Origin of the sequence: Stackebrandtia sp., from assembly GCF_035643755.1 — a bacterium.
In the GTDB taxonomy this organism is placed as follows: Bacteria; Actinomycetota; Actinomycetes; order Mycobacteriales; family Micromonosporaceae; genus Stackebrandtia.
Map to the genome: position 1 here is coordinate 14,544 of NZ_DASQPW010000224.1, position 12,065 is coordinate 26,608.

At 68.7% G+C, this 12,065-nt stretch carries 9 protein-coding genes; 3 read left to right on the top strand and 6 right to left on the bottom strand.

From position 1 onward, the window contains the following. Nucleotides 1-62 precede the first annotated feature (62 nt). From VE172_RS17435 to VE172_RS17445, 3 genes are all read right to left on the bottom strand, one after another. The gene (locus VE172_RS17435) at nt 63-2,798 is read right to left on the bottom strand and encodes a GH92 family glycosyl hydrolase (protein WP_349258435.1); all 2,736 of its coding nucleotides are present in this window, start codon (nt 2,796-2,798) and stop codon (nt 63-65) included. A 152-nt stretch (nt 2,799-2,950) separates the two neighbouring features. After that, complete coding sequence (locus VE172_RS17440) at nt 2,951-4,543, bottom strand: ABC transporter permease (RefSeq protein ID WP_324803224.1); 1,593 nt, start codon at nt 4,541-4,543, stop codon at nt 2,951-2,953. After that, nucleotides 4,540-5,442, bottom strand: a complete 903-nt coding sequence (locus VE172_RS17445; protein WP_324803225.1) for an ABC transporter ATP-binding protein — start codon at nt 5,440-5,442, stop codon at nt 4,540-4,542. Before VE172_RS17445 ends, VE172_RS17440 begins: the two co-directional genes overlap by 4 nt. 95 nt (nt 5,443-5,537) lie before the next feature. Here VE172_RS17445 and VE172_RS17450 point away from each other — a divergent pair, with 95 nt between their 5' ends. Together VE172_RS17450 and VE172_RS17455 are read left to right on the top strand one after the other, a co-directional pair. Next, nucleotides 5,538-6,068: a GbsR/MarR family transcriptional regulator gene (locus VE172_RS17450; RefSeq protein ID WP_324803226.1), complete on the top strand. Its 531-nt coding sequence runs from the start codon at nt 5,538-5,540 to the stop codon at nt 6,066-6,068. A gap of 13 nt (nt 6,069-6,081) precedes the next feature. Continuing rightward, nucleotides 6,082-6,954 carry a TatD family hydrolase gene (locus VE172_RS17455; RefSeq protein WP_324803228.1) on the top strand — a complete coding sequence of 291 codons (873 nt, stop codon included), beginning with the start codon at nt 6,082-6,084 and terminating at the stop codon, nt 6,952-6,954. A 4-nt stretch (nt 6,955-6,958) separates the two neighbouring features. Here VE172_RS17455 and VE172_RS17460 read toward each other — a convergent pair whose 3' ends face one another. Both VE172_RS17460 and VE172_RS17465 read right to left on the bottom strand, forming a co-directional pair. Further along, nucleotides 6,959-8,980, bottom strand: a complete 2,022-nt coding sequence (locus VE172_RS17460) for a glycosyltransferase family 4 protein (protein ID WP_324803229.1) — start codon at nt 8,978-8,980, stop codon at nt 6,959-6,961. Nucleotides 8,981-9,300: 320 nt separating this feature from the next. Further along, nucleotides 9,301-10,197 carry a TetR/AcrR family transcriptional regulator C-terminal domain-containing protein gene (locus VE172_RS17465; RefSeq protein WP_324803230.1) on the bottom strand — a complete coding sequence of 299 codons (897 nt, stop codon included), beginning with the start codon at nt 10,195-10,197 and terminating at the stop codon, nt 9,301-9,303. A 180-nt stretch (nt 10,198-10,377) separates the two neighbouring features. Here VE172_RS17465 and VE172_RS17470 point away from each other — a divergent pair, with 180 nt between their 5' ends. Beyond that, entirely contained in the window at nt 10,378-11,604 is a 1,227-nt protein-coding gene (locus tag VE172_RS17470; RefSeq protein WP_324803231.1) for an FAD-dependent monooxygenase, read from the top strand. On the opposite strand, the gene VE172_RS17475 is transcribed toward VE172_RS17470, so the two are convergent. Then, on the bottom strand, nt 11,574-12,065 hold the full coding sequence (locus VE172_RS17475; RefSeq protein ID WP_324803232.1) for a type III secretion system chaperone family protein: 492 nt from the start codon (nt 12,063-12,065) through the stop codon (nt 11,574-11,576). The genes VE172_RS17470 and VE172_RS17475 overlap by 31 nt on opposite strands.

Sequence of the window (12,065 nt, forward strand, 5' to 3'; positions counted from 1 at the left end):
GTGTAATGCCCGGTGGCAAGCCGGTCGGGGTAGCTCGCCACCGGGCGTGGGGATGGGAAAGGCTAGCCGTACACCTCGAACTCGTAGATCCGCGCCGCCGCGTCGCCGTTGTTGCTCGGCCCGGAGATGTCGAGGCGGACGTAACGCGCCGAGGTGGCGTCGATCTTGTGATAGGTGCGGCTGGCGTTGTTGCCCGCCACCTTGACCGCCTGCGACCAGTTCTGGCCGTCGGTGCTGGTCGAGATCGTGAAGTCGCCGGTGTTCCAGCCGGTGGTCTCGCCGCCGAGACCGGCGTGCTTCACCACGAAGGACGTCACGTCGTGCTCGGCGCCCAGATCCAGCTGCAACCACTTGTCGGACTCCTTGGAGCACCACTTCGAGTTGTCCGCCAGGCTCCCGTCGATCGCCTTGTCGGCGCTCTCGGCGTCGGCGCAGGGCGCCGAGCCGGTGGCCTTGGCGTCGCGGGCCAGGTTGTCGCCCAGCTCCGGCGCGGCCGGGGGCTGGTCGGCGCCGTCGGTGAAGGACGGCGGCACCTTGTCGGGGTTGGTGCCCCAGTCGCCGGCCTCGCCGCCCATCGTGTAGTCCAATGTGCCACCGTCGGCGATGTCGCGGTAGGTCAACCAGGACTGATCGGTGCTGGTTCCGTTGACGGACAAGGACTGCACGTACGGGCTGTCGTCGCCCACGCCGGAGCCGTTGATGGTGAGCTTGCCGCCGGGGCGATCGATCGCGATCGAGGCGAACGACGGGCCGTGCAGCGCCAGCGTGTCGGCGCCCGGCGTCGGGGGGTACATCCCGAGCGCCGCCCACACGTACCACGCCGAGGTGGCGCCCAGATCGTCGTTGCCGGGCAGGCCGCCGGGACCGGTGGTGAAGGACTCGGACATGATCCGGTCCACCGCCTTCATGGTCCCCTGTGGATGCGCTGCGAAGTGGTACGCCCACGGCACGCCGTGCTCGGGCTCGTTTCCAATGTAGAAGTACGGGTGCGACAGGCCGCCGTTCAGCTCCGAGAAGTGGTGATCCAGTCGCTGGACCGCGGTCTGGCGCCCGCCCATCAGGTCGATGAGTCCCTGGTAGTCGTACGGGATCATCCACGTGTACTGCGAGGCGTTGCCCTCGGTGTAACCGTCCGGATTGGCCGGATCCAGCGGCCACGGCCAGGAACCGTCGGCGTTGTGCGGGTGCACGTAACCGGAGGTGGAGTTGAAGACGTTCTGCCACCACTGGGCCCGCTCCATGTGCGTGTTGTAGGAGTCGTTGTCGCCCAGCGATTTGGCGAAGGTCGCCACCGCGAAATCGGAGGCGTTGTACTCCAAGGAGTCCGATGGGTCCTCGGCGATGTACTTGTTCTTCTCGTACTCGTCCTGGCGGCCCCGGATCGGGTCGCCCTGTGTGGTGCCGCCGTCGGAGGCCTTCTCCATCAGCTTCAACGCCGCGTCGGTGTCGAAGTCCTTGGCGCCGAACGCATACGCCTCCGACACGATGATCGGTCCCGGGTCGCCGTTCATGACGAAGTGCTCGTTGTAGTTGTGCGACCACTTGGGAAGCAGGCCGCCCTGCTGACCGTCCAGCACCATCGACTTCATGATGTCGCTGGCGGTGTCGTGGTCCAGCAGCGCGATCAGCGCCGACCAGGATCGGTAGATGTCCCAACCGGAGTAGTTCTGGTACACCGGGCGGTCCGAGCCGTGGTCCTGGCCGTCGAAGCCGTGATACCTGCCGTCGACGTCGCTGGCGACGTTCGGGTTCTGCATCACGTGGTACAGCGCGGTGTAGAACTTCTGCCTGTCGTCGTCGCTGCCGCCGGTCACCGCCACCTTGCCGAGCCGGTCGTTCCAGGCGGCGTCGGCGCCCGAGCGCACCGCGTCGAAGTCGAAGCCGCTCTGCTCCTTGTCCAGGTTGGCCTTCGCGCCGTCGGTGCTGACAAAGGACAGGCCGATCTTGGCCTGCACCTTCTGATCGCCGGAGGTATCGAAGCTGACGTATCCGCCGGACTGCTTGCCGCTGGTGGACGCCGAACCGGCGTTGACGCTCCCGCCGCTCCAGGTGCCGAAGTCGCTGGGCGCGCGGTCGAACTCGATGACGTAGTGGATCGCGTAGTTCTTCGACGAGCCGCAGAAACCGCCGCCCGAGAAGGTGCCGGTCACGGTCTTGCCGTCGATGGACAGCTTGCCGTCGCGCTCGCCCGTGGCGGACTTGCTGCCGTTGATCAGCAGCCGCGCGGGTTGGCCCGACGGGTAGGTCAGGCGCATCGCGCCGGTGCGGGTGGTGGCCGACAGCTCCACGTCGGTGCCGCCGTAGGTGTCCAATTTGGTGTGGTAGTAACCGGGCTTGGCGCTCTCGTTGTCCTTTGAGTACTTGGACTTGTAGTCGGTCCAATTAGTGCCGGGGGAGGACTTGATGTCGCCGGTGATCGGGAGCAGGCCGATGTCCTCGTTGTTGGGACAGCCGGCGCCGTTGAAGTGGGTGAGGCTGAACTCCTCGATGGAGTCGTCGCTGTAGCGGTACCCCGAGGGGGAACCGGTGGGGGTGTCGGGGCTGAACTGCGTCATTCCGAAGGGGATGGTGGCGCCGGGGTAGGTGCTACCGCCGGCACCGCCGGGAACCGGGTTGGGGGAGTTGCTGTCGTCGGTGCCGATGAAGGGATTGACGTATTGCGTGACGTCGCTGGCCTGTTCAGCGAAGGCGGGTGCCGCCAGCGCGGCGCCGCCGAGCGCGGCGCAGGCCACCGTCACCGACAGGGTTCTCCATATGGGACGTCGGACGGGAATGTGATCGGGGGGAGGGGCATTCATAGACGTTGCCCTTTCGGGTCGGGGCGTGTGACAACGTTGTCCAGAGCTGGCTGGGGGGATCGTATCGATACCGATACATCCCAGTCAATACGTCGATACAAAAAACCTCGGCGCCACCGCGACGCGGCGACGCCGAGGCCGGCGAATGTTCCTTATGCGGTGATGTCGCGGCGCCGGAAGGCGCCCAGCCCCACCACCGTGGCCACGATGGCGATCGCCCCCAGCCACAGAAGCGGTTGGGCCGTGATGTCGTGGCCCGGCACCTTGGGCAGGTGCGTGAACGGCGAGATGTCAAGCGCCCACTGCGGAAGCTGGAACGCCGATCCCAGCTGCCCGAACACCAGGCACAGCACCAGCGCCACCCACACCAGGCTCAACACCCGGGGCAGCACGCCGTACAGCAGCACCGCCAGCGCGGTCAGCACCCACACGGCGGGCAGCTGCACCGCGGCCCCGCGCATCACGTCGCCGAAGGCGCCGCTGGGGTCGTCGATCACCGCGGCGTACGACGCCACCATGGCCAGCCCCCCCAGGGCCAGCACCACGGCCGGCCCGATGAACGCGAAAACCAGGTGGCTGAGCTGCCAGGACAGACGCGAAACCCCGGTGGCCAGGAGGTTCTCGGCGTGGGTGGCGTTCTCCTCGGCGCGCGGCTTCACCGCGGCCTGGAGGCTGTAACCGGTGACGGCCAGGCCCATCAGCCCGATCATCGAGGCGATGAACGCGCTGGTCAGCTGGTGCGATCCGCCCATCTGCGCGACGATCTGCGTCATCATCTTGTTGTCCCGCAACATGTCCTGCACGCCCTTGCCCATCGAGCCCAGCATGTATCCGATGAGGATGAACGCGATCGCCCAGCCGATGAAGGCGCCGCGCTGCAGCCGCCAGGCCAGCCCGAAGGAGTTGCTCAACATGGGCGACGCCTGCGGCCGACCCAGCCGGGTGGGCAGCACGCCCGCCTCGATGTCGCGGTGCGATTGCAGGACGAAGGCCAGTGCCACCAGGACGACGCACACGGCGGCCACGATCCACAGCACCCACCACTTGTTGTCGGCGAAGGGCCTGAGCTCCTGGGCCCAGCCCGCCGGCGAGATCCACAGCATCCACTTCATGTCCTTGTTCAGGTTGCCGCCCATGCGAAGCAGGAACGACGCGCCCAGCACCACGAACATGATGGCCCGCGCGCTGCCCGCGCCGCGGGTGAGCTGGGCGCACACCGCCGCCACGCAGGCGAACACCACTCCGGTGGCTCCATACTGGAGTCCCAGTGCGAGGGAGTCGGCGCCGTCGAGGTTCTGGGAGATCAGCCCGGCGGTGAGCAGTCCGGTTCCCACGGCGGTGGCCGCGATCGTGACGATCAAGGTGGACGCCAGGTTGGCGTGCCGCCCGACCACGGCCGAGCCGATCAGCTCGCGGCGCCCGGCCTCCTCGTCGGTGCGGGTGTGCCGGATGACGGTCAGGCCCGTGATGATGCCCAGGATGAGCGTCACCAGGCTGCCGCGCCAGGCCACCAGCCCGCCCAGGCTCGGGTCGTACACCGGCCCCATCAGCGCGGTGAACGCCGGCGTGGCGCCGATCGAGTGCGCGATCTGTTCGCGCGCCGCCTGGGTGGGGTACAGCTCCTTGATTCCCGGAACCAGCCCGGCGGGCACGTAGGCGAAGACGAGCACCCACACGGGCAGCAGCACCCGGTCGCGCCGCAGCATGAACCGGATGAGCTTTCCGGTGCCGGTCAGGGTGTTCATGACGCCGCCTTGCTGATGTCGTCGGAGTAGTGGCGCATGAACAGCTCCTCCAGCGTGGGCGGCTGGCTCACCAGGCTCTCCACGCCGGACTTCGTCAGCTGGGTCAGCACCTCGTTGACCCGGTGGGAATCCACCTCGCACTTGACCGTGTTGCCCTCGATGGCCAGGTCGTGGACGCCCTCGATGGCCGACAGCCCGTTGGGCGGGCCGGACAGCTCGGCGCGGATCGTGGTGCGCGTCAGGTGCCGCATCTCGGCCAGGGTCCCCGACTCCACGACGCGCCCGCCGCGGATGATGCTGACCCGGTCGCACAGGGCCTCCACCTCGGACAGGATGTGGCTGGACAGCAGGACGGTGCGTCCGTCGTGGTGTTCCTCGGCGATGCATTCGCGGAAGACCTGCTCCATCAACGGATCCAGCCCGGAGGTCGGCTCGTCCAGCAGCAGCAGCTCCACATCGGAGGCCAGCGCGGCGATCAGCGCGACCTTCTGCCGGTTCCCCTTGGAGTAGGTGCGGCCCTTCTTGCGCGGGTCGAGATCGAAGCGCTCCAGCAGATCGGCCCGGCGCTTGGGGTCGAGGCCGCCGCGCAGCCGCCCCATCAGGTCGATGACCTCGCCTCCCGACAGGCTGGGCCACAGGTTGACGTCGCCGGGCACGTAGGCGAGGCGGCGGTGCAGCTTGGTGGCGTCCTTCCAGGGGTCGCCGCCCAGCAGCGAGGCGGTGCCGCTGTCGGCCCGCAGCAGGCCCAGCAGGACCCGGATGGTGGTGGATTTCCCGGCGCCGTTGGGGCCAAGGAAACCGTGGACTTCGCCGGTGCGAACCGAAAGGTCCAGGCCGTCGAGGGCACGAGTCTGACCAAAGGTCTTGGTGAGGCTCTCGGTGTTTATGGCGTTTTCCATGTTTCAGACACTACACTAGCTTCACAACCTTGTGAAGACTCATAACCAAGTACACTCGCGCCGTTGGGGCGTATTGGAAACCAGGAGGTGGGAGCGTGTACCGCGACATCGAGCCCAAGCGGGACGAGCTCACGATCAGGGCATTTGTCGAGAATTATTCGCTGATGCTCTCCGAGCGCGGCGTGCCGCGCATGGCCGGACGCGTGGTGATGACGATCATGACCGCCGAGGAGGAATCGCTCACCGCCGCCGATCTGGCCGACAGACTCGGCGTCAGCGCCGCCGCCGTGTCGGGAGCGCTGAAATTCCTGTTGCACACCGGTCTGATCTTCCGGGACTCCATCCCCAACTCCCGCCGCGACCGTTACCGGCTCACCAACGACAACTGGCTCACCGCCTCGGCCATCAAGATGGACTTCCTCGGCGGCCTCATCGAGGAGGTGGACAAGGTGATGGACGCCCTGGGCGGCACCGGGACCATCGCGGGCGCCCGGATGTTCGAGGTCCGCGAGTTCTACAAGTTCGTGGTGGCGGAGATGGATCGCCTCGGCGAACGCTGGGACGCCTACCGCGCCGAGCACGGCATCGGCAACGAATATCTCGGTGATCGCGCCGCGGACCTGTGACATTCTTGCCGTGATGTCGAAACGCAGCAACTACGAGGACCGCCCGGCCGCCCCCGAACCGCTGCCGGTTCCGGTCCCCGACAACCACACCCACCTGGACTTCGTGGCCGGTTGGAACCCCGGGACCGGCGCGTACACCGCCACCGACCCGGCCTCCGCCGCCGTGACGTCCGAACTGGACGCCGCCGCGGCCGTCGGCGTCGACCGCGTCGTCCAGGTCGGCACCGACGTGGCGTCCTCGCGCTGGGCCGTGGAACTGGCCGAGTCCGACGACCGGGTGCGGGCCGCGGTAGCCCTGCACCCCAACGAGGCCCCGAAGCTCGACGACCTGGACGCCCAGCTCGCCGAGATCGACAAGCTGGCCCAGCACCCGCTGGTGGTGGCGCTCGGCGAGACCGGCATGGACTCCTTCCGCACCGGCCCCGAGGGCACGCGCGCGCAGGAACACTCGCTGCGGCAACACATCGCGCTGGCCAAGACCCACCGTCGGGCCCTGATGATCCACGACCGCGAGTCCCACGACGACGTGCTGCGGGTCCTGGACGACGAGGGCGCGCCCGACACCGTCGTGATGCACTGCTTCTCCGGCGACGCCGCCTTCGCCGCCGAATGCGCCCGCCGCGGTTACCACATGAGCTTCGCCGGCAACGTCAGCTTCAAGAACGCCCCCGGGCTGCGCGAGGCGGCCGCGGCCTGCCCGCCGGATCTGATGCTGGTCGAGACCGACGCGCCGTTCATGGCGCCGGTGCCCCACCGGGGCCGCCGCAACGGCCCGTACCTGATGCCGACCACGGTGCGCTTCCTGGCCGCGCATCTGGAGCGCGACCTCGAGGCGTTCTGCTCGGTGATCGCCGCCAACACCCGCAGGGTCTACGGCTCCTGGTGAGCGCCTACTTCGGCGGCACCGGATCCACCATGACGGACAGTTCGTTGTCGATGGTGAAGTAGGGCCGCACCCGCAGGGTGGCGCCGAGGTGGTCCCGGTCCAGGACGCTGAAGCGCTGCACCGCCTTGCGCTGCGCGATGTCGTCGAAGAACCGCGCCAGCCGCACCGGGCTGCCGCCCGCGGCGTCCTCCAGCCACAGGTCCCACAGGTCGCGGGGCCGGGGGAGCTCGTCGCGCAGCAGCACGTCGGCGGCGATCCGCGCGGTGAAGCGACCCGCCGCGTCCGTCTCGACGGGGAAGTGGCGCGCCACGTCGTGATGCCGCAGCCGGGCCGCCAGTCGGGTGAGCCGCTCGGGCACGCAGGCGCCGTGCAGCCGCCCGGTGACCACGACGGCGTCGGCCTCCCAGGTCACGGAGCCGACCTCGGCGTAGCGGTCGCGCCGCCACACCCGCAGGTGCAGTCTGCCCTCGGCGGCGTACGGCACCACCACGGTGGACGGCAGCGTCTCGGGCGCCCGCAGCAGCGCGCGCGAGTCGACGCGGCCGGCGCGGGCGGGGGTGCCGTCGTGGTGCAGGGTCCAGATGCCCTCCGACAGCCCCCGCACCATGGTGGCGTCGAGCCGGACGGCCGATCCGTTGCCCAGCGGCAGGTTCACGGCGTCGCCGTTCTCGTTGACCAGGCTCATTCGCGAGGTCCGGTTGTCGTGCACGTCCAGCATTACGTCCTCAAAGGACAGCGGGCGGCAGTCGACGCTCTCCTCCACCAGCGGCGAGGCGGCCGTGGCCAGGTGACCGGCCGAGGCCCTCACGGTGGAAAGCCCCCGCCACCGCGAGACGGTGCGCCCGGCGGGGACCGGTAGGCCCTGCGGCGGCGTCGCCTCCTTGGTGGCGACCAGCCTCGTGAACAGCTCCGCGTACTGGGTGGCCACCGCGGCGGGGAAGTAGCGGCGCGACTTGTCCAGCGCGGCGGCGGCCATCCGCCGCCGCTTCGGCTCGTCCTCGATGAGCTCGCACAGGGCGTCGGCGAAGCGCTTCACGGAGTTCAGGGGGGTGAGCAGGCCGTCCACGCCGTCGTCGATGATCTCCGGCGGGCCGTAGTCGCAGGCGGTCGACACCACGGGAAGCCCGCAGTTCATCGCCTCCACGATGGTGAGCCCGAACGACTCGAACTTCGACGTCATCGCCGCGATCGAGCCCTTCACCCACTCCGTGTCCAGCGGGGTCGCCCGGCCCATCAGCGACACCGAGTCGTCCAGCCCCAGCTTGATGACCAGATTGCGGATCTGCGCGGCCTTCTTGCCGCCGCCGTAGATCCGCAGCGCCCAGTCCGGGTGACGGCGCCGCACCTCGACGAACGCCTTCACCATCATGTCGAAGCGCTTCGACCCGGCCATCCGCCCGGCCGCGATGACGATCTTGTTGTCCCCGTTCGACGGCTCCAGCGGCGTCGGCACGATCGAGTTGGGGATGAAGTGCACCCGGTCGCCCAGCTGCGGCAGGTTGCGCCGGTAGTCCTCGGCGTCGGCGGCGCTCACGGTCACCAACGCGTCGAGCCGCCCGTAGTCGCGGCGCAGCGCGTCCTTCAGCTCCGGCTTGTGCTTGGCGAGGAAGAGGTGCTCCTGGCCGACGGTGACGGCGCGGCGCGGCGCGAACCGCGACACGTAGACGTTCAGCCCGGGCCGGGTGCCGACGATCACGTCGGCGTCGCAGTCGCGCAGGAACTCCGCGACCTTGCGGTCGGTGAGCCGGTTGAACTCGGCCGAGCGGCTGTCGGCGGCGGGGTAGACCTGCGAGGACATCCGTCGCCGGACCCGGTCGCCGATGCCCATGGTCGGCCGCTTCCGGTTGACAAGGTAGGTGACGCGGATCCGGGGATCCACGCTGAACTGCGGCACCTCGCGGAAGCGGAAGACCGCGGCGATCTCGACGTCGTGCCCCTGATTGACCAGGGCCTGGGCGGTGTTGAGCGTCGCCCTAATGGTCCCGCCGACATGGCAGATGTCGTGCGCCAGAAACGTGATTCTCATGCCTTGCCTTCGTTTTTGGGCAGCATCAATTTCCGCCACTGCGTCCGGTGACGGAAAAGGCTGGTGCTCACCGTTGTGGTCGGCTGTCGAAGGGCGGCCCCCAATGGCCGTCGCAGCCGACCCTACTACTTGTAGGGTGGAATTGTCTATCCAACCCATACGACGTTTCACCCACCGGGTCCGGTTGCCCAATTTTCACTGCGGTTTCTGGCGCGTAAACGTCACGACGGTGACGCATACGTGAACTTGTGCGAATTCACGGTAGGTACCTGCCCCGTTGATGCGCGGTAAGTCGGGCCTCACGCTCCGTGAGATGTATATCACAAGCCGAAATGAGCGGCGACGCCGTCCAAAAGCCTCGCCAGGCCGTACTCGAAGACCGCGTCCAGGTCGTAGTCGAACTCCCGCGTGATGACGTGCTCGAAGGTCGGGTAACGGCCGTCGGCGATCAGCTCGAGCAGCGCGTCCTCCTGGGTCTCGATCCACTCGTCGGCGGACAGACCGGTGTCCTGCTCGGCCTGGGCCTCGGGCTGGAGATTCATGGCCATCCCGCGGACGTGGCCGAACAGGCTGAGGTGGACGAACATCAGGTCGTTGTCGTCGAGGCCCATGGACGTCAGGGTCGCCAGGGACCACTCGGCGTAGGCCATCTGGTTGGGGATCACCCGGGGGCGGGTCATCGAGACCTGGTCGGCGACCCACGGGTGACGGCGCATCACCGTCCACATGAGGCGGGCGGCCAGCTCCAGGCGGGGGCGCCAGCCGGTGGGGCCCGGGTCGGGGAAGCCGACCTCGCCGAAGACCCGGTCGGACATCTCGGCGACGAGCTCGTCCTTGCTGGACACGTGGCGGTACAGCGACATCGTCGCGGCGCCGAGGTCGGTGGCGATGCGGCGCATCGACAGCTGGGCCAGGCCCTCGGCGTCGGCCAGGGCGACGGCGGCGGCGACGACGCGGTCGCGGCTCAGCTCGGGCTCGCGGGCGCGACCGGCGGGGCGCGCCGGGTCGCGGACGATCGTGCCCGCCCCCGGCCGGGTCTCCACCAGGCCCTCGTCGCGCAGGACGGCGATCACCTTGGTGGCGGTGGCCATGGCCACGCCGAAGTCGCGGGTGATGCCGCGGGTGGAGGGGACGCGGTCGCCCGGGCGCAGGCGGCCGGAGGTGATGTGGCCGCGGATGACGGCGGCGATCTCGAGATAGGGCGGGCGGCGGGGCATCGGTGCTCCTAGTGCACTAGTGCGCTCTGATCTTTATCTCTCGAAGGCTCGAAAGGAATCCCTGTGTAGCAAGAACACTCATCATAGAGCGCTTCACAATGGACGGGCTAAGCGCGCAGCGTACACCGCACTGTCCTACCGTGTACGAGGCATAGACATTCATCGTTGGAAGGACCCCTCATGTCACACCGACACATCCTGATCTCGGGCGCCGGAATCGCCGGACTGGGACTGGCCCACTGGTTGCGCCGTTACGGCATCAACGTCACCGTGGTGGAACGGGCGCCAGGCCTGCGCGGCGGCGGCCAGGCCATCGACATCCGCGGCACCGCCCGCGAGGTGATCACCCGCATGGGCCTCATGGACGCGATCCGCGCCCACCACACCGGAACCCGCGGCATCGCCATCGTCGACACCGACAACCGGCGCCGCGCCGCCATGGACGCCGAGTCCTTCGGCGACTCGGGCGGGATCGTCGCCGACATCGAGATCCTGCGGGGCGACCTGGTGCGCATCCTGCACGACAGCGCCGGGGACTCCGTCGAGTACCTCTTCGACGACCTCATCACCGCGATGAGCCACACCGGCGCAGGCGTCGAGGTGGACTTCGCGCGATCGCCGACGCGGCGCTTCGACGCGGTGGTGGGCGCCGACGGGCTGCGCTCGGGGGTGCGGCGGTTGGCGTTCGGCGACGACGCCAACGTCGTCCACGACCTCGGCCACTACATGTCCTATTTCCCCGCGCACAGCGAGCTGGACTTCGACGGCTGGGAACTGATGTGCAACATTCCCGCCGGCAACGGGGTGAACGGGCGCGTCGGCGTCCTCTACCCGATCCGCGACACCGGAGAGGTGCGGGCGCTGCTGGGTTTCGTCTGCCCGCCAATGGATCCCGAGCCGCGCGACGTCGCGTCCCAGAAGGAGCTGCTGCTGCGGGTGTTCGCGGGGGCGGGCTGGGAGTTCCCGTCGCTCATGGAGCAGCTGCGGCACACCGACGACGTGTACTTCGCCCGGGTCGGCGAGGTGAGGGTCGACGGCTGGTCCCGGGGCCGCGCGGTGTTGTTGGGGGACGCCTGCTGCGGCGGCTCGCTGGGGATGGGCACCAGCATGGCGCTGGTGGGCGCCTACGTGCTGGCCGGCGAGATCGCCATCCGCGGCGACCTGCCGGCGGCGTTCGCGTCCTATCAGGAGGAAATGCGGGAGTACGCCGCCGCCAACATGAAGCGGCCGCCCGGCGGGGCCAACGGCTTCGCTCCCCGTACCCGGCGCGGGATCTGGGCGCGCACCACGTTCATGCGCGTGCTGCCCCACCTGCCGGGCGCGGCCAGGATGTTCGGCAGCATCCAGAAGAACGCGAACCTCATCACCTTGAAGGACTACGAATCCCGCTCCACCGTGGCGTCCTGAGCATCGGGCCGCAGGTGCTCGAAGGCGGCCAGGTTGCGGGTCGACTCGCCGCGATCCAGCCGCCAGGCCCACTCGCGGCGGATCGCCGACGCGAAGCCGATCTCCAGGGCCAGGTCGAAGATCTCGTCGGAGTACGTCAGGACGGAACCCAGCAGGCGATCCAGCTCCTCGGCGTCCACACCGGACAGCGGCACCCGCCCGGTGAGGTAGACGTCGCCGTTGTCGTCGACGCTGAACGCCACACCGTACAGGGAGGCGTTGCGGTGCAACAACAAGCGCCACAGGCGTTCGTGGTTTTCCTCGGGGCAGCGCACCACGAACGCCTCCAGTCGCAGCGCGTGCTTCTCCACGATCAGATTGCACAGCGTCTTGAGCTTGTGGACGCCCGGCAGGATCACCACAAAGGACGATTCCGAGGTGGCCTCCCACTCGACGCCGAGGCCGTCCAACAGCTGCTTCAT

What these genes read in the sequence shown, in the direction of transcription:
- VE172_RS17440 (WP_324803224.1), bottom strand. Translation starts at nt 4,543, where the DNA reads ATGAACACCCTGACCGGCACCGGAAAGCTCATCCGGTTCATGCTGCGG.
- VE172_RS17475 (WP_324803232.1), bottom strand. Translation starts at nt 12,065, where the DNA reads ATGAAGCAGCTGTTGGACGGCCTCGGCGTCGAGTGGGAGGCCACCTCG.
- VE172_RS17435 (WP_349258435.1), bottom strand. Translation starts at nt 2,798, where the DNA reads ATGAATGCCCCTCCCCCCGATCACATTCCCGTCCGACGTCCCATATGG.
- VE172_RS17445 (WP_324803225.1), bottom strand. Translation starts at nt 5,442, where the DNA reads ATGGAAAACGCCATAAACACCGAGAGCCTCACCAAGACCTTTGGTCAG.
- VE172_RS17460 (WP_324803229.1), bottom strand. Translation starts at nt 8,980, where the DNA reads ATGAGAATCACGTTTCTGGCGCACGACATCTGCCATGTCGGCGGGACC.
- VE172_RS17465 (WP_324803230.1), bottom strand. Translation starts at nt 10,197, where the DNA reads ATGCCCCGCCGCCCGCCCTATCTCGAGATCGCCGCCGTCATCCGCGGC.
- VE172_RS17470 (WP_324803231.1), top strand. Translation starts at nt 10,378, where the DNA reads ATGTCACACCGACACATCCTGATCTCGGGCGCCGGAATCGCCGGACTG.
- VE172_RS17455 (WP_324803228.1), top strand. Translation starts at nt 6,082, where the DNA reads ATGTCGAAACGCAGCAACTACGAGGACCGCCCGGCCGCCCCCGAACCG.